The 26,959-nt window shown below is 62.8% G+C and carries 25 protein-coding genes and 2 pseudogenes; 11 read left to right on the top strand and 16 right to left on the bottom strand.

Features of this window, described 5'->3' with window-relative positions; genetic code table 11:
* Positions 1 to 117 precede the first annotated feature (117 nt).
* The 8 genes from A3AI_RS0134360 to lptF all read right to left on the bottom strand — a co-directional run bounded on the left by A3AI_RS0134360 (position 118) and on the right by lptF (position 10,121).
* Positions 118 to 1,323: an ABC transporter substrate-binding protein gene (locus tag A3AI_RS0134360; protein ID WP_024519894.1), complete on the bottom strand. Its 1,206-nt coding sequence runs from the start codon at positions 1,321 to 1,323 to the stop codon at positions 118 to 120.
* A gap of 57 nt (positions 1,324 to 1,380) precedes the next feature.
* Positions 1,381 to 2,439: an alcohol dehydrogenase gene (locus tag A3AI_RS0134365; RefSeq protein WP_024519895.1), complete on the bottom strand. Its 1,059-nt coding sequence runs from the start codon at positions 2,437 to 2,439 to the stop codon at positions 1,381 to 1,383.
* Between the two features lie 9 nt (positions 2,440 to 2,448).
* The gene (rsmA, locus tag A3AI_RS0134370; RefSeq protein WP_024519896.1) at positions 2,449 to 3,315 is read right to left on the bottom strand and encodes a 16S rRNA (adenine(1518)-N(6)/adenine(1519)-N(6))-dimethyltransferase RsmA; all 867 of its coding nucleotides are present in this window, start codon (positions 3,313 to 3,315) and stop codon (positions 2,449 to 2,451) included.
* Positions 3,312 to 4,340, bottom strand: coding sequence for a 4-hydroxythreonine-4-phosphate dehydrogenase PdxA (gene pdxA / locus A3AI_RS0134375; RefSeq protein WP_024519897.1), 1,029 nt, complete (start codon positions 4,338 to 4,340; stop codon positions 3,312 to 3,314). The genes rsmA and pdxA overlap by 4 nt, the downstream gene beginning before the upstream one ends.
* A 2-nt stretch (positions 4,341 to 4,342) precedes the next feature.
* Positions 4,343 to 5,284 carry a SurA N-terminal domain-containing protein gene (locus A3AI_RS0134380; protein WP_024519898.1) on the bottom strand — a complete coding sequence of 314 codons (942 nt, stop codon included), beginning with the start codon at positions 5,282 to 5,284 and terminating at the stop codon, positions 4,343 to 4,345.
* Positions 5,285 to 5,359: 75 nt separating this feature from the next.
* Complete coding sequence (locus tag A3AI_RS0134385; RefSeq protein ID WP_024519899.1) at positions 5,360 to 7,858, bottom strand: LPS-assembly protein LptD; 2,499 nt, start codon at positions 7,856 to 7,858, stop codon at positions 5,360 to 5,362.
* Entirely contained in the window at positions 7,858 to 8,955 is a 1,098-nt protein-coding gene (gene lptG, locus A3AI_RS0134390; RefSeq protein ID WP_024519900.1) for an LPS export ABC transporter permease LptG, read from the bottom strand. Before lptG ends, A3AI_RS0134385 begins: the two co-directional genes overlap by 1 nt.
* The gene (lptF, locus tag A3AI_RS0134395; protein WP_024519901.1) at positions 8,952 to 10,121 is read right to left on the bottom strand and encodes an LPS export ABC transporter permease LptF; all 1,170 of its coding nucleotides are present in this window, start codon (positions 10,119 to 10,121) and stop codon (positions 8,952 to 8,954) included. The genes lptG and lptF overlap by 4 nt, the downstream gene beginning before the upstream one ends.
* A 377-nt stretch (positions 10,122 to 10,498) precedes the next feature.
* Between lptF and A3AI_RS0134400 the strand changes: the two genes are divergently transcribed.
* From A3AI_RS0134400 to A3AI_RS0134410, 3 genes are all read left to right on the top strand, one after another.
* Positions 10,499 to 12,001 (top strand): leucyl aminopeptidase, encoded by a 1,503-nt coding sequence (locus tag A3AI_RS0134400; protein ID WP_024519902.1) that lies wholly within the window; start codon positions 10,499 to 10,501, stop codon positions 11,999 to 12,001.
* A 1-nt stretch (position 12,002) separates the two neighbouring features.
* Positions 12,003 to 12,455: a DNA polymerase III subunit chi gene (locus A3AI_RS0134405; protein ID WP_024519903.1), complete on the top strand. Its 453-nt coding sequence runs from the start codon at positions 12,003 to 12,005 to the stop codon at positions 12,453 to 12,455.
* A 310-nt stretch (positions 12,456 to 12,765) separates the two neighbouring features.
* On the top strand, positions 12,766 to 13,248 hold the full coding sequence (locus A3AI_RS0134410; RefSeq protein ID WP_245287015.1) for a hypothetical protein: 483 nt from the start codon (positions 12,766 to 12,768) through the stop codon (positions 13,246 to 13,248).
* A gap of 22 nt (positions 13,249 to 13,270) precedes the next feature.
* Here the strand turns inward: A3AI_RS0134410 and A3AI_RS0134415 are convergent, their stop codons facing one another.
* The 3 genes from A3AI_RS0134415 to A3AI_RS0134425 form a co-directional block, all read right to left on the bottom strand.
* A complete protein-coding gene (locus A3AI_RS0134415; protein WP_024519905.1) occupies positions 13,271 to 15,133 on the bottom strand; it encodes an ABC-F family ATP-binding cassette domain-containing protein in 1,863 nt (620 codons plus the stop codon).
* 56 nt (positions 15,134 to 15,189) lie between these two features.
* Positions 15,190 to 15,387 carry a hypothetical protein gene (locus A3AI_RS0134420; RefSeq protein WP_024519906.1) on the bottom strand — a complete coding sequence of 66 codons (198 nt, stop codon included), beginning with the start codon at positions 15,385 to 15,387 and terminating at the stop codon, positions 15,190 to 15,192.
* 167 nt (positions 15,388 to 15,554) lie between these two features.
* Positions 15,555 to 15,806 (bottom strand): hypothetical protein, encoded by a 252-nt coding sequence (locus A3AI_RS0134425; protein ID WP_024519907.1) that lies wholly within the window; start codon positions 15,804 to 15,806, stop codon positions 15,555 to 15,557.
* A gap of 307 nt (positions 15,807 to 16,113) precedes the next feature.
* Between A3AI_RS0134425 and ndk the strand changes: the two genes are divergently transcribed.
* Together ndk and A3AI_RS0134435 are read left to right on the top strand one after the other, a co-directional pair.
* Positions 16,114 to 16,536: a nucleoside-diphosphate kinase gene (ndk, locus tag A3AI_RS0134430; protein WP_024519908.1), complete on the top strand. Its 423-nt coding sequence runs from the start codon at positions 16,114 to 16,116 to the stop codon at positions 16,534 to 16,536.
* Positions 16,537 to 16,577: 41 nt separating this feature from the next.
* Positions 16,578 to 17,435 (top strand): YjbE family putative metal transport protein, encoded by an 858-nt coding sequence (locus A3AI_RS0134435; protein ID WP_051382612.1) that lies wholly within the window; start codon positions 16,578 to 16,580, stop codon positions 17,433 to 17,435.
* A gap of 82 nt (positions 17,436 to 17,517) precedes the next feature.
* On the opposite strand, the gene ppx is transcribed toward A3AI_RS0134435, so the two are convergent.
* Positions 17,518 to 19,020: an exopolyphosphatase gene (ppx, locus tag A3AI_RS0134440; protein ID WP_024519910.1), complete on the bottom strand. Its 1,503-nt coding sequence runs from the start codon at positions 19,018 to 19,020 to the stop codon at positions 17,518 to 17,520.
* Between the two features lie 30 nt (positions 19,021 to 19,050).
* A complete protein-coding gene (locus tag A3AI_RS0134445) occupies positions 19,051 to 21,237 on the bottom strand; it encodes an RNA degradosome polyphosphate kinase (protein WP_024519911.1) in 2,187 nt (728 codons plus the stop codon).
* A 316-nt stretch (positions 21,238 to 21,553) separates the two neighbouring features.
* Between A3AI_RS0134445 and A3AI_RS0134450 the strand changes: the two genes are divergently transcribed.
* The 3 genes from A3AI_RS0134450 (at position 21,554) to A3AI_RS48230 (ending at position 22,803) form a co-directional block, all read left to right on the top strand.
* Complete coding sequence (locus A3AI_RS0134450) at positions 21,554 to 22,039, top strand: Lcl C-terminal domain-containing protein (RefSeq protein ID WP_198030297.1); 486 nt, start codon at positions 21,554 to 21,556, stop codon at positions 22,037 to 22,039.
* Positions 22,040 to 22,156: 117 nt separating this feature from the next.
* A complete protein-coding gene (locus A3AI_RS0134455; RefSeq protein ID WP_024519913.1) occupies positions 22,157 to 22,345 on the top strand; it encodes a hypothetical protein in 189 nt (62 codons plus the stop codon).
* A gap of 212 nt (positions 22,346 to 22,557) precedes the next feature.
* Entirely contained in the window at positions 22,558 to 22,803 is a 246-nt protein-coding gene (locus A3AI_RS48230) for a hypothetical protein (RefSeq protein WP_156928066.1), read from the top strand.
* A gap of 403 nt (positions 22,804 to 23,206) precedes the next feature.
* Here the strand turns inward: A3AI_RS48230 and A3AI_RS0134465 are convergent, their stop codons facing one another.
* Positions 23,207 to 23,713, bottom strand: a complete 507-nt coding sequence (locus tag A3AI_RS0134465; RefSeq protein ID WP_024519915.1) for an NUDIX domain-containing protein — start codon at positions 23,711 to 23,713, stop codon at positions 23,207 to 23,209.
* A gap of 212 nt (positions 23,714 to 23,925) precedes the next feature.
* Between A3AI_RS0134465 and A3AI_RS0134470 the strand changes: the two genes are divergently transcribed.
* Both A3AI_RS0134470 and A3AI_RS0134475 read left to right on the top strand, forming a co-directional pair.
* On the top strand, positions 23,926 to 24,906 hold the full coding sequence (locus A3AI_RS0134470) for an ABC transporter substrate-binding protein (protein ID WP_024519916.1): 981 nt from the start codon (positions 23,926 to 23,928) through the stop codon (positions 24,904 to 24,906).
* Between the two features lie 321 nt (positions 24,907 to 25,227).
* The gene (locus A3AI_RS0134475; RefSeq protein ID WP_024519917.1) at positions 25,228 to 25,590 is read left to right on the top strand and encodes a type 1 periplasmic-binding domain-containing protein; all 363 of its coding nucleotides are present in this window, start codon (positions 25,228 to 25,230) and stop codon (positions 25,588 to 25,590) included.
* A 44-nt stretch (positions 25,591 to 25,634) separates the two neighbouring features.
* Here A3AI_RS0134475 and A3AI_RS0134480 read toward each other — a convergent pair whose 3' ends face one another.
* Positions 25,635 to 26,201 carry a TetR/AcrR family transcriptional regulator gene (locus A3AI_RS0134480; protein ID WP_024519918.1) on the bottom strand — a complete coding sequence of 189 codons (567 nt, stop codon included), beginning with the start codon at positions 26,199 to 26,201 and terminating at the stop codon, positions 25,635 to 25,637.
* Positions 26,202 to 26,293: 92 nt separating this feature from the next.
* Here A3AI_RS0134480 and A3AI_RS0134485 point away from each other — a divergent pair.
* Positions 26,294 to 26,740, top strand: a pseudogene (locus tag A3AI_RS0134485) (FAD-binding oxidoreductase); the annotation flags it as partial.
* Between the two features lie 27 nt (positions 26,741 to 26,767).
* On the opposite strand, the pseudogene A3AI_RS44005 reads toward A3AI_RS0134485, so the two are convergent.
* A pseudogene (locus A3AI_RS44005) lies at positions 26,768 to 26,959 on the bottom strand (IS256 family transposase); the annotation flags it as partial.

Raw genomic sequence — 26,959 nt, forward strand, 5'->3', positions numbered from 1 at the left:
TTTAGTGCGATTTTGGCGCCGAAATCGCTCATGTTTGGAGGCGGTCCAGCGGCCGTGCAGCCGTCGGATCGCCTGTAGGTCCCCGATCCGCTGCGCAAGGAAAAAAATCGTGCGCGCTCACTGGCTCGCCAGCACGTCCGTGAACAGCACGTAGCGCTGGCCGTCGAAGCGGACCAGACGCACCTGCTGGATCGGGCGATGGTCCGTGGGCGTCGTCTTTAACCGGATACCGGGAAGCAACAGCGGCAGTTCCATGTCCATGTGCGAGGCCTGTTTCATCAGGTTCGCGCGCGTCAGGTTGTCGCCGCATTGCTTGAGCAACCGCACCACCGCGTAGCCGATATTGTAGCCGTAGGGCGCGTAGTAATCGCTCTTGTCGACATGGGGATTGTACTTGTCCATCCAGACGTTCCACGCCTTCATGGCGGGATCGTCGTGCCATTGCGGGTCGGCCGGGTCCTTTTGATAGACGGCGCTGATGATACCCTTGGCGGCCTCGAATCCGGCCGGGCGGATCGCGCCCGCAATGGAGGAGCCGACGCTGGAGACGAACTCCTGCGGATGCCAATCGATATCATACGCCTTGCGGATGGCTTGCGCGGCGAATTTCGGCACCGAAAAAATCACGAAGACATCGGCGCCGGCGGTCTTGAGCGACACCACCTGGGAATCCACGGTCGGATCGGAGGTGTTGTAGGTCTGGTAGGAAACGATCATCGAGGAAGCGCGATCGCCAAGCCCGCGCTTGAAGCCAATGGTGTAATCGCGGCCGAGATCGTCATTCTGGGCGAGGATGCCGATCCTGGCGTCGGGCTTCACCGAGAGGATGTATTTGGCGTAGATCTCCGCCTCCGACATGTAGTGCGGTGTCCAGCCCAGCGTCCACGGATAATGCTCGGGATCGTTGAAGACGGTCGCGCCGGAGCCAACGAACAGATGCGGGACCTTCTTCTGGTTGATGTATTTGACCACGGACATATTGGTCGCGGTGCCGACCGGATTGACCAGGAACAGGACCTCGTCGCTTTCGATCAGACGCCTGATCTGCTCCACCGTCTTGGGCGGACTATAGGCGTCGTCGAGGCTGATGAAATTCAGCTTGCGGCCGTTGACCCCGCCTTGTTCGTTGATCATAGCGAAGTAGGCGCCGATGGACATGGCGCCGGCCGAATAGGCCGAGGCCGGACCGCTATAGGGCGTGGTCGTGCCGATCTTGATCTCGGTGTCGCTGGCGCCCGGATCGTATTGCTTCTGTGCCAGCGCCGGCACGATCGCAAGCAGGAGCGCAACGAGCGCGCCCCCGATCGAAAGCTTCCTCCGCATCTTCCGTCCTCCCATTTTCGGTGAGGCCGGCGGGACTGTTTTTGTTTTCGTTGTAGCTCAGTTCTTCAGTATGACTCGTCCCACCACTTGTCCGGCCCGCAACGCATCGATCCATTTCTGCACGTCGGCCATCGGCTCCTCGCGCATCGGCGTCGGCTTGATCTTGCCGGCGCGCGCCAGCGCCATCAGCTCGTGACCTTCGGCTAGCGTGCCCACCATGAAGCCTTCGATGGTCATGCGCTTGTAGACCCACTGGACCATCGGCAGACTGAAATTGCCGCCCATCAAGCCTGAGACCACGACCTTGCCGCCGCGCGCGAGCACGGAGACGGCGAAGGCCATCGATTTCTCGTTGCCGGCAAAGTCGACCACGCCGTCAAAGCCGCCATCGGTCTCCTTCAGGATGCGCTTGATCACATCGGGCTCGGCGGGATCATAGGCGAGCGCAGCGCCGTTTGTCAGCGCGGTTTCGCGTGCCGCCGCGCTCAAGTCAGCCACCGAGATCGGCTGTTTGAACATCGCCTGCGCGAACGACAGCCCCATCTGACCGACGCCACCAAGGCCGACCAGAAGCAGATTGCGCTGCCGTGGCCGGTCGACCAGCCGCTTCAGCGCGCCATAGGCAGTGACGCCCGAGCACATCAGCGTCGCTGCCTGGTTGACCGGCATCGAACCATAGTCGAGCAGGTATTTGGCGTCAGGGACCAGCACGTGGCTGGCAAAGCCGCCATCAATGGAAACGCCAAGGAAGCGCTGCTTGGCGCAGAGATTTTCGTCGCCGGCAAGGCAATCGCGACATTGGCCGCAACCGATCCAGGGAAACACCGCCTTCCTGGACCCGATCAGATCCCTGGATGCGTCGGGGCCAACGTCCTCCACCACGCCGGCGATCTCATGGCCGAGCGTGAAGGGCAGGATCATGCCGCGCGTGGTGTCGAGCTTCCTGCCGCCGCCGAGATCGGCATAGCCGTCCTGGATATGCAGGTCGGAGTGGCAGAGGCCGCAGCGCTCGATGCGCACCAGCACCTCGCGCCCCACAGGCTTCGGCGTATCCACAATGGTTTCGCAGAGCGGGGCGTCGAACTTCACCAGGGACTGGCGGCGCATCAACGCCATGGCGTTCTCCTACAGCATGCTTGTTTTTTCCGCCCGTATATCGGCCAATTCGCGCGCCATGGCAACAAAGCCGGAGACCGGGATGGTTTCCGCCCGCCGGGTCGGATCGACATTGGCTGCGGCCGCAAGGCGGGCCGGATCGGCGGCGAGCGATTTCAGGCTCTGGCGCAGCATCTTGCGGCGCTGGCCGAAGGCGGCTGCGGCAACCTGCTCCAGCAGGCGGCGGTCGCAAGCGTCGGGCGCCGGCCGCGGCACCAGCCGCACCACCGAGGAGGTGACCTTGGGCTGCGGCACGAAGGCGGCTGGCGAGATGTCGAACAGGATTTTGGTTTCGCAGCGCCAATTTGCGAGCACGCCCAGCCTGCCATAGGCGTCGTCGTTCTCCTCCGCGGCGATGCGCTCGGCGACCTCGCGCTGGAACATCAGGACCATCATCTCGTACCACGGCGGCCACGGCTCGGCGGTGAGCCAGCCGATCAGCAGGTTGGTCGCGATGTTATAGGGCAGGTTGGCGACAATCTTGGCCTTGCCGGCGCCGATATAAGGCCCGGGATCGAAAGTCTGCGCATCCGCGCAGACGACCTCCAGCCGTCCCGGATAGCGCGCGGCGATCTCCTCGAGCGCGGGCAGCGCCCGCTCGTCATGCTCGACGGCGATCACGTGCCGCGCGCCCAGCGCAAGCAACGCCCGCGTCAGGCCGCCGGGGCCCGGCCCGATCTCGACCACGGTGGCATCCTCAAGCGGGGCCGCCGCGCGCGCGATGCGGGCGGTGAGGTTGAGGTCGAGCAGGAAGTTCTGTCCCAGCGATTTGCGGGCCGACAGGGAATGCTGGCGAATGACGTCGCGGAGCGGCGGCAGATCGTCGATCGCGCTCATGCCGTGGCCGGCGCGGGCGTTTTCGCCATGCGCTCGGCCAGCCGCAGCGCGGCGATCAGGCTCGCCGGATTGGCACGGCCGGTGCCAGCGATGTCGAAGGCCGTGCCGTGGTCGGGCGAGGTGCGGATGAACGGCAGGCCCAGCGTGACGTTGACGGCCTCCTCGAAGGCCAGCGTCTTGATCGGGATCAGCGCCTGGTCGTGATACATGCACAGGGCGCAGTCGTAGGTTTTCCGCGCAGCTTCGTGGAACGTCGTGTCCGCCGGCAACGGGCCGCGCGCGTCGATGCCTTCGCCGCGCAGCACCTCGATCGCCGTGGCGATCATGGTCTTGTCCTCGGTGCCGAGCGTGCCGTCTTCGCCGGCATGCGGATTGAGTCCGGTCACTGCCAGGCGCGGCCGCGCGAGGCCGAAATGGCTGCGCAGCTCGGCCGCGACGATGCGGCCGGTAGAGACGATCAGCTCGGTGGAGAGCTGATCGATCGCTTCGCGCAGCGACACGTGAATGGTCACGGGCACGACGGCAAGCAGCGGCGACCACAGCATCATCACCGGCTGCGGCGCCTTGCCGTCGGAGCTCGCGAGCTCGGCCAGGTATTCGGTGTGTCCGGGGTGCCTGAACCCGGCGCGATAGAGCACGTTCTTGGCGATCGGATTGGTGACGACGGCGCCGGCGCGTCCCGACTGGACGTCGGCAACCGCGCGGCGAATGGAGGCGAGCACCGCAGGCGCGCTGCTGTCATCTGGACTGCCCGCTCTTGCCGTTATGCCGCGACCGGCGGCCTGGACCGGCAAGGCGGTCGCAAAGGTCTGCACGGCCTGCTCGGCGGTCACGTCCGCGAGCGGAATCTTGACGCCGAGCGTTTTCGCCCGTTCGGCAAGAAAGGGCAGGTCGCCAATCAGATAGAATGGCGGGAGCTTCAGCTCATTCCGGCGCAGCCAGGCCGCGATGGTTATGTCAGGCCCGATACCGGCGGGTTCGCCGAGCGTGAGTGCAAGGGGCGCAAGCGCATTCGGCTCTGCCATGGCTATTTGGAATATTCGATCATCGCGGCTTTGCGGATTTCATCAAGATAGGCTTTCGACGTTGCCTCGTATTTTTGCGCGTAGATCTTTTCGCGGATTTCCTTCCGGATCGGCGTATCGACGGTGGTCGGCTTGCGGTCGCACAGCACCACCATCTCGACCCCCTGCTTGGTGACCTCTGGCGGGGTCAGATGTCCGATCGGCGTGTCGTCGAGAACCTTGCGCAATACCGGGGGAATATCGGCCGACGTCTTGACCACGGCCTCGCGGATTGCGGCGTTCGGCATGCTTTTGAAATAGGAATTGGCCTCGTCGCAGCTCTGCAGGCGCGCGCGCAGCGTTTCGGCCTCCTTCTGGCGGCTTTCGAAGCTAGCGGGCGGGGCTCCCTTCGGCACGATCAGCACGATCGGCTGCATCTTGTACTCAAAGGCGTCAGCCTTCTGCGTGTCGTCGCCGCCTTGGGCCTTGATCTGGCGGTTGACATCCCTTTCGCCGACCTGCAGCCGCTCCTTGTAGCGGCCGCGCACCAGCGCGGTCCAAACCATGTCGGCCCTGATGCGCGATTTCAGCGTGTCGGGACGGATGCCCTGCGATTCCAGCGACTTGGTCAGCTGGTCCGGGTTGATGCGCATTCGTCCCGCCATCTGCCCATAGGATTCGTCGATATCCGAGCCGGAGGGATCGACGCCGAACTTCTTGGCTTCCTTGATCTTCAGCTTCTCGTCGATCAATTGGTTGATGATGTCCTGGCGGGCGGGCTGCTTGTGCGCGGTCAGGAAATCGAGCTTCGAGCGCTGCTCGATATCAAAATCGGTGAGCGGCTCGCCATTGACCATCACGACGACTGTCTGGCTATGCGCCGGCGAAACGTAAAGCGGCGAGCAGATCGTCGCGACGCAAGCCACCAGTATCGCCCGCACGCAAGAAGTGAATGTAGTCGTCATGGTCATCTTCGCTGTCAATCGATTCAACTGGAGCCGCTTCGCAGCCCGGAATCCGCCTCCCGTTCAACGCGGGCCTTACTGAAAACCCGCCGCGCCGCTGGCCGCGGCGGACGAATTGGCGATCGTCCGCAGGCCGATCTGCAGCATAAAGGTGTGGCTCAGCACCGGCGGCGTCGTCGGCGTCGCATAGTTGTACGATGTGATGTAGTTGGCTGCCAACACGAAGCAGTCATCCACATAGCCTGCGCCGACTACATAAGAATTGATCTTGTTGGCTTCCAGATCCCAGCGCGCGCTGCCGCTCACCACCCAGTTCGCAGCAACCTTGACCGAGGTCGAGCCCAAAATGCCTTCGCGGCGGACCAGATAGCCGATATCCGGCTGTGCTGCGTAGTTGCCGTACATGACGCTGGCCGACCAGCGATCGAAATTCGCCGAGGCCTGGGCTTCGAAGCGCTGAACGTTCCAGGTCTGCTCGTCGAAACGCGAGCGGACGCTGAACGTGTAGGTCCGGTTGGGCGAATAGTCGACACTCGCGACATAGTCCGACACGTTCCTCTGCAGGCCGGAATCGACGCCCGTATTGATCTCATCCTGGACCACGTAGGAATTCAGCCCGAAGAGTTGGTACGACTGACCGAACATCACCTTGACCGAGCCACCGCGGTCGAATTGCGTGGTCGACTGCACGCCGACATTGGCGCGTCCGCCGCCTTCGACGCGATCGTAGCCGGAGAACTTGTCGACACTGAACAGGTTGGAGGTATCGAACACCATGCTCTGGGCATCTTCGTTCGGAAGCTTGCCGGCATAGCCTTCGTTCGGACGGATGATGATCTGCGCGATCGGCTCGATCGTCGTCGAGCCCCACGGCTCGACGTTGATGAAGGGGTAGCGATATTCGAGGCCGACGGTGGGCATCAGGCGCAGTGCCTGGGTGTCGCCGACGGGCAGGAAGTTGGAGACACCAGGCTGATTCGAGACGTCGGAGTTGATCGCATCCGCGCGCATGATCGCAAACGGTGTCCAGATTTCACCCGCCGAGTCCGTGAACGAGCGCCGCCACTCGCCCTCGACCGAAAGGCGCGTGTAGGTTCCCGGGAAGCCGCGCAACAGACATTGCGAGGGCGTGCGCGCCAACGGATCGGCCGAGTTGGCCGTGCAGAGGCCGTTGGTAATGGCCGTTGCGGTAATCGGGTCGAACACCGCGTCGTTGCGCGTCAGGTTGGTGAAGTTGGTCTTGTAGCTGACTTCGCCGCCCAGGATCGAATGGTTGACGACGTTCGAATAATCGAGCACCGGCCAGATCACCGGAACCTGCTGCTGGTTGCCCGAGAAGCTCAGAAAATAGATCGAGCGCAGGTCGAAGAAGCTGCGGTTGCCGACGCCGGTCAAATAGAGCTGCGAGACCGCTTCGGTCGGCAAGCTCAGGAACGCGTAGTTCGGGTCCTTGTACTGTCCCAGCCTGTAATCCTGGAAGAAGTAGTAGTCGGACAGGACGACGCCTTCCCAGCCCCAGACCCACTTGTCGTTGGCCGCGAACTCGCCCCTGGTTTCGAGGCCGCCGCGGAACTGCCGGTCGCCGGGCTGACCGGCGAGGAGGTTGGGATCAAGCTGGTCGATGCCGTAGGCGCGCACCTGGTAGGAGCCATCCATCAGGCGCTGGCGGAATTCGGCCTGGAACAACACGCCCTGGGTGGTGGTGAAGCGCGGGTTGAAGGTTGCATCCATGTCGGGCGAGATCGCCCAGAAGTAGGGAATCTCGATCCCATAGCCGTACGCTGAAGAAGTGCTGGGATTGGGCATCAGGAAGCCCGACTTGCGCTTGACGGTCGGGTCCGGCGCCGAGAAGTACGGCATATAGGCGAGCGGCACGCCGAAGAACTCAAGCTGCGCCGTCTCGAAATACAGCATCTTCTCCTGCTGGTCATGGATGATGCGAGCACCCTTGACCTGCCAGAGCGGCGGCTTCTTTGGATCGTCCTTACACGGGGCGCAGGCCGTGTAGACGCCGTTCTCGAACACGGTGTAGTTGCCGCTGGAGCGATCGGCGCGGGTCGCGGCCATCCGGGTCTGGTCTGCGGTGTCGACATGCAGCGAATCGACAAAGCCGTCGCGGTAGTCGTCGCTCAGATCCATGATGTTGGCATAGGTGATCTTGCCCTCCGCATCGGTCATGCGGATGTTGCCTTCGGCATGAAGCCGCTTGGTCTTCTGGTCGTAGATCACCTTGTCGGCTTCGACCGTGGTGCCGTTGTAGTACAGCTGCACATTTCCGACCGCCGACACCCGCGAGTTGTTGTAGTCGTAGTCGACCTCGTTGGCCTGGACCAACATCTGGTTGTCGTTGACAACCTTGGGTGGCGCCGGGCGGGGCGGGCGCGGATTGTATGTGAAGCTTTGCGCGGCTGACGGCGTAGTCGTCACGGTCCCGATCGCGCCGGTGAGGGCAAGGCAAACGAGCAATGGCAACAGCGACCGGACGCGCGTTGGGACGCACGTCTCCCGCCGGCGCGCGACAGCACGTCGCCGGAACAGGCGCGAACGCTCGCGAAGGGCGGCGACCAAAGCCACTAGCCGTCCTCCTGATACAGCAAGGCCAAGAAACCCGTGAGGCCGCCCACAAGCACGGGCAGCCACGCGGCCACGATCGGATGCATCAACTCAGCCTTGCTCAGATCCTCAGTCACTTTCGACAGCACATAGAGCAGAAAGCCCGCGCCCACGCCACTCAAAACCATCTTTTGCACGCCGCCCATCCGGAAGAAGCGGAGTGACACTGATGCCGCCAGCATCACCATCGCAGCCAGCAAAAACGGCTGTGCGATGAGCTTATGGTACTGCAGACGATAGCCGGCCGTCGCAAACCCCGAATTCTCCGATGCACGGATGTAGCTCGGAAGTTGCCAAAAGGACACAGTTTCGGGGGTGGAGAACGTGTTGCGTACCTGCGCCGCGGTCAGCGTGGTCGCCAGCTCGAATCGATCCTGATCGACCGGCGGTGCGTCGAGCGAGTAACGCCGCACGCCTTTGAATAGCCAATAGCCATTCTCGAGCGTGGCCTCGCGTGCCTCGATCCGCTCCTTGAACTTGCTGTCCGTATCAAACCGGAACAGCGTCAGCCCGGTGAGGCGCAAGCCCTGCCGTTCGCTGCGTGCGGCGTTGATGATCACCTGGCCGTCGCTGTTGATTTGATTGAGCCAGAAGCCCGTCGCATCCTGCACGCCGCCGCCGGGCGCATTGCCGAACAGCTGGGCTTCCATGCGCTTGGAAAGCTCGCTCAGATTCGCCGACATCGGGTTGTAGGCAACCGTGGCGAGCACGCCGAGCGCGATGGCGCTTGCCAGCGCCGGCGAGATGAACTGCCAGGCGGAGACGCCGGCGGCGCGCGCGACCACCAATTCCAGCCGCCGCGACAACGCGAGGTAGCAGGTCATGGCGCCGATCAGGATGCAGAACGGCATCATCTTCTCGAGCAGTTGCGGCACGCGGAACAGCGAGGTTTCCGCCACCACCAGCGCGGAAACGCCGACCAGGCCCGACGTCTTTCTGACCATCTCGATGTAGTCGACCAGCACCAGCAGCAGGAAAATGCTCGCGAACACGCCAAGCGCCGAGACGACGAAGCGTCCGGCGAAATAACGTCCAAGCGTGTTGGTGACCATGCTCATGCGGTGGCCGGTCGTCCGAATAGCCGCGACAGGCGGGCATTGGATTTGTTGATCGCCTCCAGCAGTGCAGCGGGGGGCTCGAGTACGATGCCATCGATGATGACCCAGATGCTGACCGCGATCGCCGCAACCAGCATCAGGTATTGGACGACGGGCGCAATCGGCGATTTCACCGCCATCACGGAGCAGGCGAAGCCGATCATGCGCAGGCCGAACACGGCGATGATGGAGCCGCCGATCGAGAAGTTGCGGCTCTGACGCGTGGTGCGGGGCGCGCCGAGGAAGGCGAAGGTGAGGGCGGCGAAGGCAAAGGGATAGATCGGCGACATGAAGCGGTCATGCAGCTCGGCGCGGAATTGTCCGGGGATCTGTTTGTAGACCGGATCGTCCTCCGCGGGGTCGATCAGCTCCCACAGATAGCGCTCGCGAATGCCGAGCAGGACGTCGTGGCCCTGCTTGGAGAATTTGGACATGTCGAAGGCATAGCGACCGAACGCCACCAGCGCGGGATCGCGTTTCCCGGCTTCAAATCGTTGCAGATTGCCGTCTTCCAGCACGAGGAACGAGCCGTCTCCGCTCTTCAGCACCGTGCCGTGGTCGGCGACGATGCTGACGCGCTCCTTGGGATCGCGACGGTCGTCGATGAAGATGCCCTTGAGCAGGCCGCCCGGTTGCCGTTCGCGAATGCGAATCGTCAGGTTCTGGTCCAGCTGGGCGAAGCGTCCCGGCTGCAGGATGTTGGCGAGCACATCGGCCGTGATCTCGGCGTCCCATTGCTTCAGCCGGCGCATGCCGTCGGGAGCAAGGTAGGCGGCGATGAAGGCTACCAAAAGCGCCACCACGCAGGTGGCGTAGAGGAATGGCCGGAACAGCCGGAACGGCGAGAAGCCGGCGGCGTTCATCACGATGATTTCCGAATCGGTCGCGAGTTTGTTCAGCGTGTGCGAGATAGCGATCATCAGCGCGATTGGCGAGATGATCAGGACCAGCGCAGGGATCACAAGGCTGGTCACGCCGAGAAAGGTCAGGATGGTCTGCCCCTGGCTCGTCATCAAATCGATGCCGCGCAACGCTTGCGTAATCCAGATCACGCCCGTCAGGCTGACCAGGACGAGCGCAAACGACGCCAGCGTCGTGCGGAAGATGTATCTATCGATCGACCCCATCGGCTACCGCACGATCCCGCCCCAGACCTCAGGCCAAAGCCTTCGGGCGCCGAAAGCCCAACCAACCCCCAGAAAAAGAGGGTTCCCCATGGTTGGGCCCAGACGCGCCGAAGCACCTACTCTCTCACTACCATCCCTTTGATCCATCAACAAAATGGCTGACCCATGGCACAGTCGGCCCATGGTTAATATTTCCCTGATGTGACCGGCCGGCCACGGCGCGGCTTGGCACCGAGCCTGCCAACGGGCCATATTGTGCCATTGAGTCCCGACAGGCCGCCTGGCTCGCGGTCTGCAGGACGATCGAAACACCCCGCGGACTGCCCTCGGCCGGCTTCTTTGACCTGCCAACGTCCTGATTTTTGGAGGATTTACCTATGACCGACGCCGTCAAGGTCGGCTTCGTCCCTTTTTCCGCCGCCCCGCGTGCGATCCTGGTGGTGTTTTGCGACGACGAGTTGAATATTGGCGCCGCCACCCGCAATGCCCTGGGGACGGCTGCCGACCTCGTCAAGCGAGCCGCTGCGACCAGCCGCTTCAAGGGCAAGGGTGGGACCGCGCTCGACCTTCTGGAGCCGGAAGGAATCAAGATTCAGCGCTTGATAGTCATCGGAGCGGGCAAGGCCTCCGAGCTGAAGCCGCGAGATTTCCTGAAATTCGGGGGTGCGCTCGCTGGCAAGCTGAACGGGGGGAGCGAGGCGGTTACCGTGATCGCCGAATTGCCCGACGGTGCCATGCATCCCGACCAGGCGGCCGCGGTCGCCGCGGGCATTCGGCTGCGTGCCTATCGATTCGACCGCTACAAGACCAAGAAGAAGGACGGCGAGGAGGGGGGCCTGCGCGCGGACGTCGCGCTCGCCGTCGACGATGTGCCGGCCGCGCGCAAAGCCTTTGCGCCTGATTCCCATGTGGTGGACGGCGTCAATCTGGCGCGCGACCTCGTCAACGAGCCGCCGAACGTGCTTTACCCCGAGGAGTTCGCGCGCCGCGCCGCAGAGCTCAAGAAACTCGGTGTCGAGGTCGAGATCCTCGACGTCAAGGCCATGACCAAGCTCGGGATGGGCGCGCTGCTCGGCGTGGCACAGGGCTCAGTGCGGCCGGGACGCACGGTGATCATGCGCTACAACGGTGGAAAGCGCGGCGAGGCGCCGCTCGCCTTTGTCGGCAAGGGCGTCTGCTTCGACACCGGCGGCATCTCCATCAAGGGCGCCGCCAATATGGAGGACATGAAAGGCGACATGGGCGGCGCAGCTTGCGTCGTTGGCCTCATGCATGCGCTGGCGTCACGGAAGGCAAAGGTGAACGCGGTCGGAGCCATCGGCCTGGTCGAGAACATGCCTGACGGCAATGCGCAGCGTCCCGGCGATATCGTCACCTCGATGTCGGGCCAGACCATCGAGATCATCAACACCGACGCCGAGGGGCGTTTGGTGCTGGCCGACGTGCTCTGGTATGTCGTCAAGAAGCTCAAGCCCAAGTTCATGGTCGACCTCGCGACTTTGACCGGCGCAATCGTGGTATCGCTCGGCACCGAGCATGCCGGCATGTTCTCCAATAATGACGAGTTGGCGGAGCGGTTGGAGGCCTGCGGGCTCGCAACGGGCGAGAAGGTGTGGCGGATGCCGCTGGGGCCGGAATACGACAAGCTGATCGATTCGCAATTTGCCGACATGAAGAATACCGGCGGCCGCTATGGCGGCTCGATCACGGCCGCGCAGTTCCTGCAGCGCTTCGTCGACAACACGCCATGGGCGCATCTCGATATTGCGGGAACGGCGATGGGCGCACCCAAGACCGAGATCAACCAGAGTTGGGGATCGGGCTTCGGCGTCCGGCTCCTGGACCGGCTGGTGAAGGACCATTACGAAGCGAAGAAATGAGATGACCGAGGTCCTGTTCTATCATCTTCAAAACATGTCGCTGGACAGTGTGTTGCCGCCGCTGCTTGAGAAATCGCTCGAGCGCGGCTGGCGGGTGGTGGTGCAATCGACCTCGCAGGAACGCGCGGATGCGCTGGATGCGCATTTGTGGACCTACCGCGACGATTCGTTCCTCCCGCACGCGACCTCACGATCGGCTGATCTGGCCGACCAGCCGATCGTGCTGGCGCTGGAGGAGGGCAATCCGAACGGCGCCAATGTCCGCTTCCTGGTTGACAATGCCGCCTTGCCGGCGGATGCCGAGAGCTACCAACGCATGGTGCTGGTCTTCAACGGCGACGACCCCGATTCGCTCGCCGTTGCCCGCGGCGCCTGGACCGCGTGCAAGTCGCGCGGCTTCGAGGTCACCTATTGGCAGGCCGATGAGCGCGGCCGCTGGCAGCGGCGCGACTAGGCCAATATGCACTAGCTTTTTGTTTGCGCACGGTCTTTTCCAGAATTGAGAGCCCGCGACGTCACGCTTGCAGTGTCAGGGAGGCTGTGAATATACGGAGTGTCCCAACTAACGATATTGTTCGGATTTGACGTGCGGCCTTGCGCCAGCCACGGTCGTGCCGCAAAGTGATGTTGGGACAAATGCTTAGGGCCAACCCCCTAGGGTGAGATCTTGGCACATCGTGAAAGCTAGAACCGACCTTCGAAAACAACTGGCACTGTTGCTCGTGCTGGCGCCTGCAATTGCGGGCTGTTCCGGCGCGTCAGACATGTTCCAATCCGACCTGCTATCGAGGGACGCGGAATGGTTTAAGCGGCCAGGACGCTTGTTCATCAGCAACGTCTCGATCGATGCGCCGCCGCTGACGCCCAATAAGCCGGTCACGGCGGAGGATCTGGTGAGCGCCGAAGGGGCGTGTCCGGGAATGCCGGCTCCGGCGGGGCCTGCCGATGCAAACGCATCTACGGTGGCACCCGGCGCTCCTACGCCGGGGACGACGGGCACGGTTGCGCTTGGACATACTGAATGCGACGTGGTTCGCGGCATCGGCGCACCAGACAACGTCAATATCTCGGCCAATCCGGGCGGCGAGCGCGTCGCAGTCGTGACCTGGTCGCGCGGTCCGCGCGCGGGCATCTACAGCTTCAACGCCGGCCGCCTGGCGTCGATCGAGGGCGTGCCCGCTCCGCCGGATGCGCCGAACAAGTCGAAGCCGAAGGCGGCCAAGAAGAAGCAGCAAACCGCTGGCTAAACCCAATCGACTGAAGTCGGAATCACGATCCGGCTTCGTCGAACTGACTGCTCGCCTCCAGCCATTCCTCCTCCGCACGCTCGAGCGCCGTCGCAGCGTTGGCGCGCGCCTTTGACAGCTGGGCTGCCTGCTTGGGATCGCGGGTGAAAATATCCGGAAGCGCCAGCGCCGTATCGATTTTCGCGATGATATCGCTGATGCGCGCGATCTCGGTTTCCGCATTGGCAATGCGCTGTTTCAACGAACCGCGCTTCTCGGCTTTCGGCCGTTCCGCTCGCTCGGCCTTGCCATTGCGGAAAGCGTCAGCGTCCGCGCGCGCGCGTTGCGACAACACATTCCGTCTGTACTCGTCGAGGTCGCCGTCGAAGCTCGTCACCGCGCTGTCGGCGACCACCCACAAGCGGTCGGCACAGGCCTCGATCAGATAGCGGTCGTGGGAGACCATGATGACCGCGCCCGGAAATTCATTGATCGCCTCCGCAAGCGCCGCGCGGCTGTCGATGTCGAGATGGTTGGTCGGCTCGTCGAGGATGATCATGTTGGGGCCGAAGAACGTCGCCAGGCCGAGCAGCAGCCGCGCCTTCTCGCCGCCTGAGAGGCTTCCGGCCTTGGTGTCGGCGGCCTTGCCGGAAAAGCCGATGGCGCCCGCGCGCGCCCGCACCTTGGCCTCGGGCGCCTCCGGCATCAGCTTGCGGATGTGATCGTAGGGTGAGGCGTCCTCGTTCAATTCGTCGAGCTGGTGCTGCGCGAAATAGGCGATGGCAAGCTTCTCCGCCCGCGTGATCGCGCCGGAAAACGGCTTCAGCCGGTCGGCGAGCAGCTTGACCAGCGTCGATTTGCCGTTGCCGTTCGCGCCAAGCAGCGCGATGCGGTCGTCATTGTCGATGCGCAAGGTGACGCGCCTGAGCACCGGGCTTGCCGGATCATACCCGACGGACACATTATCGACCGCGATGATCGGGGGCGACAGGACTTTCTCCGGCGCGGGAAAGCTGATCTCGCGGACCTCCTCACGGACCAGGGCAGCGACCGGCCGCATCCTTTCCAACATCTTGACGCGCGACTGCGCCTGGCGTGCCTTGGACGCCTTGGCCTTGAAGCGGTCGACGAAGGCCTGCAGACGCTCGCGCTCGGCCTCCTGGCGCCTGGCCTGCTTCGCATCGAGCAATTCGCGGGCGGCGCGTTGTTCTTCGAACGAGGAATAGGAACCGCGGTAGAGCGTGAGCTTGCCGCGCTCCAGATGCAGGATCTGGTCGACCGAGGTGTCGAGCAGGTCGCGGTCGTGGCTGATCACGACGACCGTGCGTGGATAATTCGCGAGGTGGTCCTCGAGCCACAGCGTGCCTTCGAGGTCGAGATAGTTGGTCGGCTCGTCCAGCAGCAGCAGGTCGGGCGCGGCAAACAACGTTGCGGCGAGCGCGACGCGCATGCGCCAGCCCCCGGAAAATTCGGCGACCGGCCGCGCCTGGTCGGCCGCAGAGAAGCCGAGGCCGGAGAGGATGGCCGCGGCGCGCGCGGGCGCCGAATGCGCATCGATGTCGACCAGCCTGGTCTGGATTTCCGCGATCCGGTGCGGATCTGTGGCCGTCTCGGCCTCGTGTAGCAGCCGGTCGCGCTCGAGATCGGCCTTCAACACCACCGCAACCAGGCTTTCCGGCCCATTCGGTGCTTCCTGCGCCAAGCTGCCGACGCGCCAACGCGCCGGCACGCTGATGGTTCCGCTCTCCGAGGCCAGCTCGCCGCGAATGGCACGGAACAGCGTCGATTTGCCGGTGCCGTTACGGCCGACGAGGCCGACCCGCGCGCCGGGGGTGATTTGCACGGAGGCTTGGTCGATCAGGAGCCGTCCGGCGAGGCGGACCGACAGGTCGGTGATGGTGAGCATCCGCGCCTTGTCACCGCAGGCGCGGCCAAACGCAACCGCTTTATATGCAAAGCACGCTACCGCCGATAGGGCTGGTGCTCGCGCGTCTGGGCATCCTGCTGGCGCAGCGCGTCCATCAGGTGGCGCAGCTGCTCGGGCAGTCGCGAAAAGTCCGGCCGGAGGTTTTGCTGGAGTCGCTCGCCCACCGCGTTGCAGATCGAACGGCTGGTCTTGCCGTCGATCATGTCGGTGCTGTCAGTGGGCTGATCGTTCATCGGCGTTCTGGCGTTCCGTGCAACCGGGGTTACGCCACATCAAGTCATGAACCCGAATATTGTTTCCGGGCAGTCACATGGCTTTTGCGTTAGGGATCGGTAAAACGCCACCGCTGCCCGCCGGGAGGTCCCGGGCGGGCAGCTGACGTCCTGCAAATGAGCTTCGATCAGTAGCAACGGTTGACGATCCGCCAGCGCGGTCCCCAGGGAGTTGGGACAAGGCGTCGCACATAGCAGCTACCATAGCCGTAGGACGGACCGCCGACGGCAATACGCGGGCCCCACCAGGCACGGTGCCAGCCGTTATACCATCCGCCGTGCCAGCCGCCGGCCCAGGCGGAAGCAGACGTCGGCGCCAGCGCCGCCGCACCCAACGATGCCGCGGCAACGGCAACGAGCGAGAGTTTGCGGAATAACATGGTTACCTCCTTAAGCTCGAGGCGCGTGCAATTTGGCGCCCTCGGTCAAATCCGGCCTGCAGCGCCTCTGACGGCTTGAGCGGCTTGAGGAAGCGCTAGGTCGAGCGCGACCCTAGCCGGGCCTGGCTGAACGCAAGGCTGCCAGCGGTTTCAGACAGGGTTCACTTTCGTGAAATTGTCGTAACTCGCGCAGGCGCCGCCCGGCCCGCGGCATTTCGCTGACCGCGCGGCCTCGCTTGCCGTCCGCAGGCGGCGTCGATATAAGCCCGCAACTCCCAAATCCACCCGCTAGTTTTGAGGACAACACATGGCGATTGAACGCACCTTCTCGATCATCAAGCCGGACGCCACCGAGCGCAATCTGACCGGCGCCGTCAACGCGCTGATCGAGAAGGCGGGGCTTCGCATCGTTGCGCAGAAGCGCATTCGCATGACCCGCGACCAGGCCGAGACCTTCTACGCCGTGCACAAAGCTCGTCCGTTCTTCGGCGAACTGGTCGACTTCATGATCTCCGGCCCGGTCGTCGTGCAGGTGCTGGAAGGCCAGGGCGCCATTGCCAAGTACCGCGAGGTGATGGGCGCGACCGATCCGTCCAAGGCGGCCGACGGCACCATCCGCAAGCTGCATGCGAAGTCGATCGGCGAGAACTCGGTGCACGGTTCGGACGCAGGCGAGACAGCCGTGATCGAGATCGCCCAGTTCTTCTCGGGCAACGAGATCGTCGGCTGATTGCGGGCGATGTCGGCTGAGGTGACCCACGGGGGCAGGCTGTGATCTTGTTGCTGCAGGCGTTGGATCCGGCCAATCTGAGCGCTTTCTTCGTTCAGCTGCAGGCGGACATGCAGCACCCAGCTTTCTGGGTCGCCGTCGGCAAGATCATCTGGATCAACGTGCTGTTGTCGGGCGACAACGCGTTGGTCATCGCGATGGCCTGCCGCGGATTGCACGGCAGCCACCGGCTCTGGGGCATGGTGATCGGCGCCGGCATCGCGGTGGTGCTGTTGATCGCCTTTACCGGCATCGTCGCAACGCTGATGGTGTTGCCTTATCTGAAGCTTGCCGGCGGGCTGGCGCTCCTCGTGATCGCCGCCAAGCTCCTGGTCCCCGAGGACGAGGGCGATGAGGTCGCGGCCGGCACCACGCTCTGGCACGCGGTGCGCATCGTCGTCATCGCCGACATCATCATGAGCCTGGACAATGTGATCGCGGTCGCCGCGGCGGCCAATGGTCAATTGTCGCTCCTGATCCTGGGCCTTGCCATCAGCATCCCTATGATCATCGCGGGAGCCGCCCTGATCATGCTGGTGCTCGACCGCTTCCCGATTCTGATCTGGCTCGGCGCCATGCTGCTCGGATGGATCGCGGGCGACGTCATCGCGAGCGATCCCGCGGTCGCGCCGTTGCTGCATCGACTGATCGACGGCAAGATCGCGCTCGACATCACGGGAACGTCGGCCGTTCTCGGCCTCGCGCCGCAGATCAGCCTCGATGGCGAGCTGGCCGAGACCCTGTCCTCGCTGCTCGGGGCGATCGTCGTCCTCGTCGCCGGAACGGTCTGGCGCAAGCGCAAGCTTGCCAGGGCCGAGGAGGTGGTGCTCTCCGCGGACGCCGCAGCGCCTGGCGAGTAAGGCTCTTTTGACAGAGCATGATCTTCTCGGAAAGCCGTTTCACGCTTTGCGCTGACGCGGCCCTCCGGGTCCGGTTCATGCACTACCGCATCACGATCGAGCCGGAGCGGCCGACGAGCCGCGCCAATTGCTTGAAGCGGCCGCCGACGCGGTCGGCGACGAGATCGACCATGCGGTGCTCGAACACCAGCATCAGCTTGCGCCCTTCGCCGCGGAAGTGCGTTGCCGGCAGCACGCCAGGCCGCGCCGCCGAGATCAGATGTGCCACGCGGAAGGCCGCTCCCAGCACACGCGCACGCTCCAGCATGGTGGCGGTGACGAGGTCCTGGATGATGGGCGGCGGCTGGTTTTCCTCGCTCAAGCCGGCGTAGCGGTAGAATACGGCCAGCCCTACGAAGGCGCGGCCCTGGTGGCTGATGTCGCCGAAATTACCGTTGATGATCTGGGTCAGCGTCTGCTCGCCGCGATGATCCGGATGCACGCGCCAGCCGATGTCCGATAGCAGGCAGGCCGCGTGCCGGAGCCTGCGGTCCTCCTCGGTCTCGCGCAATTTCACGACGCGGACGAAGCGGTCGGTCCATTCGATCAGTTCGCGGGCATGGCGAGCGGAGCGCGACAGCAACTCGTTGAGCTCCTGCGCGGCGCAAATCAGACCGTCCTTGGCGCGCTCGGAGTCCGGCAGCATCGAATAGAGCAGGCCCTCGCGCACGCCGAAGGTCGAGAACATGATGCTCTTCGGTCTGGCGACGCGAATGACATATTCGAGCACCAGCGCGCCGTAGGTCAGGAGCGGCCGCCGTGCATCCGTGACTGACTCGATATTGGCGAGCAGTCCTGCCGCCGCAAGCCGCCGCAGCCGACGCGCGAAGTCGAGCGCTTCGGTCGCGGGAATGGAGTAGCCGTGCATGACCCCGAGCGGATAGCCGCTCTGGATGATGTGGATGCGCGCGAGCGCACGCCAGGTGCCGCCGACCGCGTAGAAGGTGCGGCCGCGGCCGGCCTTGAGCTGCGCGACATCCATGAGGTCGCTTTGGACGATCCGCTCGGCGCGCTTCAGCGACTTGTGCGAGACGTCCTGCAGTGCGAGGCTGCCGAGCGGCAGCGTCACGCCGCTGCGCACGCTGTTTCCCCGCACGTCGATCAGTTCGAGCGAACCGCCGCCGAGGTCGCCAACGATGCCGTCCGGCTTGTGGATGCCGGAGACGACGCCGAGCGCCGACAGTTTTGCTTCACGCGGGCCGGACAGGATCTCGATCTGCACGCCGCAAATGCGCTCGGCCTGCGCGATGAAGTCGGGGCCATTGGAGGCGTCACGACAGGCGGCGGTGGCAATCGCATAGACCTTGCCGACCTGCTGGATCCTGCACAGCGCCCGGAAGCGCCTGAGCGCCGTGAGCGCGCGATCGACGGCGTCAGGCGCGAGCAGGCCCGTGCTCTGCACCTCGCGGCCGAGCCCGCACAACGCCTTCTCGTTGAAGATCGAGATCAGGCTGCGCTCGAGCGCTTCATAGACGACGAGACGAACCGAGTTCGATCCGATGTCGATGACCGCAACGGTGGCTTTGCGTTTGCGCGGCTGTTTCACCGCCGCGATTCCCGATGGAAGCCGCAGATGTCAGCGCTCGTTGCGGCGTGTGAGGCGGCGCGGCGCGAATTCCTTGAGCGACTTTCCACGGCCAGAGAGACTCGGATTGGTCATGAAGTAATTATGCAGGTTGAAGGGCTCTTCGCCTTTCGCCGCCTTCATACGCGTTGACGATCCGTCCGGCAACAATTGCCAGCTCTGCTCGGTATCCTTCAGGTTTGCGAGCATGATCTGGTCGAGAACCTGCTGATGCACCGTGGGATTTTGCAACGGACAGAGCACCTCGACCCGGCGGTCGAGGTTTCTCGGCATCATGTCGGCCGAGGAGATATACACAGCAGCTTTTGCGCTTGGCAGGCCCTGGCCCATGCCGAAACAGTAGATTCGGCCGTGTTCCAGGAAGCGGCCGATGATCGACTTGACGCGGATGTTTTCCGATAGTCCCGGCAGACCCGGCCGCAGGCAGCAGATACCGCGCACCACGAGTTCGATCGACACGCCGGCCTGGGACGCCCGGTACAGCGCATCGATGATGTCGGGGTCGACCAGCGAGTTCATCTTCATCCAGATCGCGCCGGGCTTGCCATGGCGCTGGTGATCGATCTCGTTGTTGATGTGCTCGATGATGCGCTTGCGCAGCGTGAGCGGGGAGACCGCCATCTTCTCGATGTCGACCGGCTCCGCATAGCCGGTGATGAAGTTGAAGACGCGTGCGACGTCGCGGCCGATGGTCCGGTCGCAGGTGAAATAGGAGAGGTCGGTGTAGATGCGTGCGGTGACCGGATGATAATTGCCGGTTCCGGTATGCACATAGGTCGTCAGTGTGCCGGCCTCGCGCCGCACGACCAGCGATAATTTTGCGTGGGTCTTCAATTCCAGGAAGCCGTAGACCACCTGCACGCCGGCGCGCTCGAGGTCGCGCGCCCAGCGGATGTTGGCTTCCTCGTCGAACCGCGCCTTCAATTCGATCAGCGCGGTGACGGACTTGCCGGCCTCGGCCGCTTCCGCAAGTGCGCGCACGATCGGGGAGTTGTTGGAGGTGCGGTACAGCGTCTGCTTGATGGCGACGACATCGGGATCGCGCGCGGCCTGCTGCAGGAATTGCACCACGACGTCGAAGGATTCGTAGGGGTGATGGACGATCAGGTCCTTTTGCCGGATCGCCGCAAAAATGTCGCCGCCATGATCGCGCACGCGCTCGGGATGGCGCGGCACGTAAGGCGTAAATTCGAGGTCGGGGCGATCGAGACGCGTGAGCTGCGACAATTCGTTCATGGCGAGCACGCCGTCCACCAGCAAGATCTCGTCATCGGTGCAGGACAGCACGTGCTGAACGAAGCTGCGCAGATCCTCCGGCATGCTCGCTTCCATCTCGAGCCGGATCACGCTGCCGCGGCGGCGGCGCTTGAGCGCAGTCTCGAACAGCCGCACCAGGTCTTCGGCCTCTTCCTCGATTTCGATTTCGGAGTCGCGGATGACGCGGAAGGCGCCCTGGCCCTTGACGGTGTAGCCGGGAAACAGGCGCCCGATGAACAGGCCGGTCGCCTGTTCGAGCGTGATCAGCCGTGCCGCGCCTTCCTTGCCCGAGGGCAGGCGGATGAAACGGTCGATCTTGCCGGGCATGCGGATCAGCGCGTTCATCGGCTTGCCGTCGGAGACGCGCGCAAGCTGAAGCGCGACGGTGAAGCCGAGATTTGGGATGAACGGGAAGGGGTGGGCGGGATCGATCGCAAGCGGCGTGAGCAGCGGGAAGATGTTGTGGAGGAAGTGATCCTCGATCCAGGCGCGCTCGGATTTCGTCACGTCGCGGCCGTCGACCAGCACGAGCCCGACTTCGGCGAGCACGCCACGCAGGTCGCGCCAGATCGCCTGCTGGTCGATCGCGAGCTTCGACACGTTCTGGTTGACCAGCGCGAGCTGCTCCGACGGAGTCAGCCCGTCGGGGCTGCGCTCGGTGATACCTTCGCGGACCTGAGCCTTGATGCCGGCCACGCGGACCATGAAGAACTCATCAAGGTTATTGGCCGAAATCGACAGGAACCGCACCCGCTCGAGGGCCGGATGACCCGGATTGACCGATTCCTCGAGCACCCGGCGATTGAAATGCAGCCAGGACAGTTCGCGGTTGATGAACCGCTCGGGGCTGGTCGCGATCGACGGCAGGCCCTCGGCGTCTGCATCTTTCTCTTTGATTACAGTGATTTGCGAGGATTCCATGAGAGGTCGATCCATCTTGGTTCGGGCGGCAGCGGAACGCCGCCAGCCAACGCCCACCATCGTAAGGCGCGGTGACGATTCAATGACATGATGTTCCCGCTGGTTTCGCCGTTCAAGCCGCATTGCAGCGCGGCATCTGGCGGGGAGCAAAGGGGGGCATGCCTGGAGAGACAGCGGAGATGCGATAACGCTCTCACGGCGCGTTCCTCAGCAGTGGTCGGACCAAATGGTCGTCCCCACGCTACTCCTTCCCGTGTACTATTTGATGCCTGTAAAAATGCAGGGGTGTCCGATGAGAGCCCGCAGGTGTCCTGTTGTGGCTGCCGCGCTGAGTGCCAGTCTTGTCACAACAATCAGCATGGCTCGGGCCGAATGCGACCCCTCCAAGCCGAGTGAGCTGCTCGCCTCGCGTTTCGAGGTCCACGGCGATACGGTCTATGACAAGAGTACCGATCTCACCTGGATACGATGCAGCTATGGGCAGCAGTGGATAGAAGGTGGAGGCTGCTCTGGCTCCGTCAAGCTGCTGGACTGGGACAGCGCAATGGGACTGCACTTGCAGGATGATGCAGACTGGCGACTACCGCAGCGAGACGAACTGCAGAGCATAGTGGCATCGAACTGCAAGAAGCCGGCGATCAATGAAGAGGTGTTTCCCGGGACACCGTCGATCCAGTACTGGACAAGCACGGCCAGTGGACCGTCCTATGCGTGGGTTGTGTTCTTTCGGACCGGCATGCCAACATGGAATTTTCTGAAGACCACGCCATTTGCAGTACGCATGGTGCGAACAGGACGATAATTGATACGCCAAGCCTCTCTCAAGACCGCCGCGTACGGGGAGGTGCCTTCACTGCCTTGCCGTGCCGAGCAGTGATCGCATAGCACGCGATTTCCCGTGACCCCGTTGAGTCCGGAAGTGGCCCACAAGCTGACGACGGTGGCCAACGCCACGACGTCCGCTTCCAGGAGACAGAGCGGGCACGGGGCGAAGCAGACCCTGGTGATTGCTTTTGGCTCGAAACGGTCCTTCATGGAGGCCGTGAATGCCGCTGTCACACGGATCGCCGAAGCGTATCTTGTCGGGCGGTCGGGCATCACGACATAATCCCGGCGAATTGACCAGTCGTGAAGCCGTTCCAGCTTGGGCTGATTGGTGGCCGGAACCACATCATAGCAAAGGGCATAGGTCAGTGTGGTCGCCGAGGCCATGTTGTTGGACCAAGACCAGCGACAAATCGATCTCTTAAGAGCGACACCGACCAGGGTTTTTGCCCTTGGCACTGCTTCCACGGTTCGTGCGCTAAATGAGAGCGATCCATGTCAGGAAAAACAATCGTCGGCCCCGCGCTGGTTATATTGTCGCTATTGTTGGCAAACGTCGGCTACGCAGATCCGGCTCCGCCAGTTCATAAAGGACCATGGCCGATACGCAACGGTCACAACTACCAACCGACCGTGAATGAGCTGAGATCATCGCATCTTCAGGATGTCACGCCCGGTGAGGCGCGCGAGATCGACCGGTTATACGATCAGTTGGTGGCGCATCCTGCTACCAGTAATTGATCTCGCGGCGGATCCAGCGTCGGGTCGCGAGGACCACACGACTTCGCCGTCCGCATCTGCTGCTCGTCAGTCAGCACGATCACGTCCACCGCATTCTGCTCTACGTTCGTGGCGACGCGGGCAGCGCGCTTGATCGCGGTCCGCTCGGTGAGGCATAGCGGACCACGTTTGCCAAGGTTCTGTTGGTCGTTCTTAGACCCGTTGCGGAAGTCAGGTGACCAAATTGCTGTGACGCACAACACAGCCCCTCATGCAAATGATCTGGTAGGGCTTGGTTGTCGCTCCCAAGCCTTGCGCTCCCAAGCCTTGCCATTGACATTCGCACCATCGATCGCCATCCGTTCGCGTCCGTCGGAAGCTTTCAGCCTTCAAGGATCGTGAACAGTGCAGTAGCTTTGTGCGGTCACTCTGAATGGCGGCCCGGCGGAATCGTCCTGCCGAGATAGACGGCGACCGGCCCGGTCAGCGCCATGCCGCACAACTCGCTCGGCGGTATCAGCCGTGCGGCGATGATCTCGCGGTTGTCGCACTGTAACTCCGGCAGCCGATCCAGTCGTAGTTCAAAGAAATGCACTTTATCTCCTCGCCCGTCCCAGAGGCCCCGGGCGTCGCCCACGGCGACCAGCGGGAATGCTCCGGCGAGGCCGATCTCCTCAGCGAGCTCGCGCCGGGCCGCTACTTCAGGCGTCTCACCATGCCGGACAGTGCCGCCGGGGAAGTTCCACTCGATCCTATACGACGAGCGCACCAGCAGTAACGCCTGACCGACATAGACAGCCACAAGCGCCCCCTCATGCTGCTGGTGCCGCAGCCGCCACCAGATGCGGGCAAGCGGGAAACCGACGCGGTATGCTGTCCGCCAGGCAGCGTCGAGAAGCGTGGAACGTCGAGCTTGTCCAAGGTCTGACATGGACCAACCTTTACTACCTTTGCCGGTAAGTGGGACAGCCTTTCGCCGGCACCAGGTCTCGGGCTGTTGTCCCAGCTACATCTTGTGGTGCCCCTGAAGCCGAGCCGTCGACATTCGCGAAAGAAGCGAAGACAGCTGCGCGATTTCGCCCCAGAGGATGTGGGTGGTAGCTGTGTTAGCCTTTCTGCCTCCGCTGCAAGGAGGTCAGAGCGATGCGGCGACGTAAGTTTATCGCGCTTCTTGGCGGTGCGACGACGTGGCCTATTTTGGCGCGTGCGCAGCAACCCGCGATGCCAGTGATCGGCTGCCTCAACAGCGCTGCAGCAGCACCAATCGCACATCTGCTTGCGGCGTTCCGCTTGGGTCTTGGCGAAACGGGGTATATCGAGGGACAAAATCTGGCCATTGAGTACCGTCTTGCCGAAGGCCAATATGATCGATTGCCGGCGTTGGCGGCCGATCTCGTCAATCGGCAGGTTTCGGTGATCGCCGTAGGTGGCGGCACGGTTTCAGCACTCGCAGCCAAGGCGGCGACCGCGACAATTCCAATCGTCTTCATTTCGGACAGCGATCCCGTGAAAATCGGTCTCGTCGCCGGCATCAGCCGTCCCGGCGGCAACACAACAGGCATCCACCAGTTAACGGCTGGCTTGGAGGCAAAACGGATCGGGCTGCTGCACGAGCTGGTACCCAGCGCCACGACGATCGCCGTTCTGGTGAATCCGAACTATACGGATGCAGAGGCCCAGATAAACGAGGTGCACGGAGCTGCGCGCACGCTAGGGCTACAGTTGCCCATCCTGAAGGCCAGCAGTGAAAGTGATTTCGATCCGGCGTTCGCAACAGTCATCGAGCAGCGGGCAGGTGCACTTTTGATAGCCTCCGACCCATTTTTGTTCAGTCAACGCAATCAGCTCGTCGCACTGGCGGCGCGTTGCGCAGTACCTACGATGTATCAGTTTCGCGAATGCGCCACTGCCGGCGGTCTGATGAGTTACGGAACGCGTATAACGGATTCGTATCGTCAAGTAGGTGTCTACACGGGACGGATTCTTAAAGGCGCAAAACCGGCGGATCTGCCCGTGGTTCAATCCACCAAGTTCGAGTTTGTGATCAATCTGAGGACAGCAAAATCTCTCGGCATAACGATTTCGTCGACGCTCCTTGTGCAAGCCGATGAGGTGATCGAATAACGGCCCGAGTCTGGTTTTGGCCCTGCGCGTCATTTCGCGGCCACGCAATAATTCAGTCGCTTCCGGGATGAAGCAGAGGGGCCTCACACCAGGCTGAGACTCCCACTTCCGTTCGGTCCAGCCAGCTATTCCGTTTTGGAGGCATCACACCGACAAACTCCTGCGATCCTCCGAATGTCGGCTTTCAGGGGGTAGAGCGGAAAAGCCGGTAAGGCGGTCCAACCGACGCTGATGACCCAAAGCGGCTGCTAGAGTGCGCTGCACGACGGCCCGTGCCCCTGCTATACTGGTCCCTGAAACTCCGGCCGAGGAGCAAACCCCATGAAGCGGCGCGATGTCATCGTGGGGGCTGTATTGATGATGGTGTCGGTGCGTTGCATCGCAGGCGACGCGCAACAACAACTGAAGACGTTAGCGGTCTTCAGCCCTCGCTTCCACGCCTCGGCGCTGATCTCAGCACTTCAAGCGCTGGGCTGGGTTGAGGGCCGCAACATACACATCGAGTTTTTCGACTCGCCTAGCGACCTCGATGCGAGGCGTGCGGTCGTGCACGCAATTCTCGCGCGCTCACCGGACATTATCTTCGCCAATTCGAGCGCCGTGCTTTCCGCCCTCCAGCCAGAGACCAGCGCTGTTCCCATCGTTTTCGTCGGCGTTTGTCAAAGCGGCCTGTCCATGCGGTAGCCGAATGCCCTCTTTGTCGCGCGCGGGCACTTACTTACCCCGCGCTATCCCTTGAGAAGCCGCAACGCAGCTTCGGATGCTGCCGTGACATAGCGGCGGTCGCGATGGACCAGTAGCATTACTATGGTCCCTTCAGACAGGAGCATTAGCTCGCGCGCACGGGTCTCGGGCGCCGGAACCTTTGCTCGCCTGAGGACTTCGCCAAGTTGATCCTCAATCAGAGCCTTATGGTGTCGTGCGATGACGCGCGCCTGGTGACCAGGAAGATCTGCAAGCTCGATGACAAACCGCGTAAAGCCGGTTCCGGCAAAGTCCGGTCGCGTTGACCATACAGCAATGTCGTCAAACATCCTTTTGACTATCTCTTCTGGGGTGCCAGAGAGATGGTCGCCGAATGTTTTGAAAGCAGCGCGCGCGAGTTGGTGTTGGGCGTCGAGTACTGCGCCAAGGAGGTCGTCCTTGCTTCTGAAGTGATAGTAGAGCGTGCGCTTCGTGACGCGCGCCGCAGCCGCAATCTCATCGAGACTAACGCGGGTATAGCCCCGGCGACGAAACTGCACATATGCAGCATCCAGAATGGTTTGCCGTGTCTTTGTTGCTGAGCGCGGCATTCGTGTGCTCCTGCAATGTATACTGCTAAGTGAATTTACAGCATCTCCACAATCTCGAACAATGCCGTGCCTTAGGGTTGAGGGAGGCGCTTATGCTCGATAGGCCAGCAAAAGGGCGAAACCCCGGGGCGGTTAGCGCCGCGCTAGCCGAACTTGCTGCGTTATTCGGCAATCGGCTCGTCACATCGCTCGCGGTGCGCGAGCAGCACGCCAATATAACGACCTGGCATCCCGTCGCCGCACCAGATGCCGTGGTGTTTCCCCAAAATACGAATGACGTTCAGGAGATCGTGCGCATCTGTGCTCGGCATTGTGTGCCTGTCATCCCGTTCGGCACAGGGACCTCGCTGGAAGGCCACACTAATGCGCCGTTCGGCGGAGTTTCGATTGACTTGAAGGACATGAACCGCATCCTCGAGGTGCACCCCGAGGATTTCGACTGCGTCGTTCAGCCTGGAGTAACCCGTAAGCGACTAAACGACGAGCTGCGCGATCAGGGATTATTCTTTACGGTGGACCCAGGTGCCGACGGCGAGCTATGGCTGATTCTGGGTGACGCGGCCTGATCAGGCGGCGTGGCTTTCAGTGGTCGGAATGACCTCGATGCCGTCAGTAAACTTTACACCGGCGATGACCTTCGGCAACTGATTTGTTCCTTTCAGTCGGCGCCATGTCTTCGATGCGGCGTCGATCAACTTGAACACCATCAGCTTCGCGGTTTTCGGCGAGAGCGATCCTTTCGTTCGCACCGTCCGGTG

Source organism: Bradyrhizobium sp. Tv2a-2 (assembly GCF_000472425.1).
Lineage (GTDB): Bacteria > Pseudomonadota > Alphaproteobacteria > Rhizobiales > Xanthobacteraceae > Bradyrhizobium.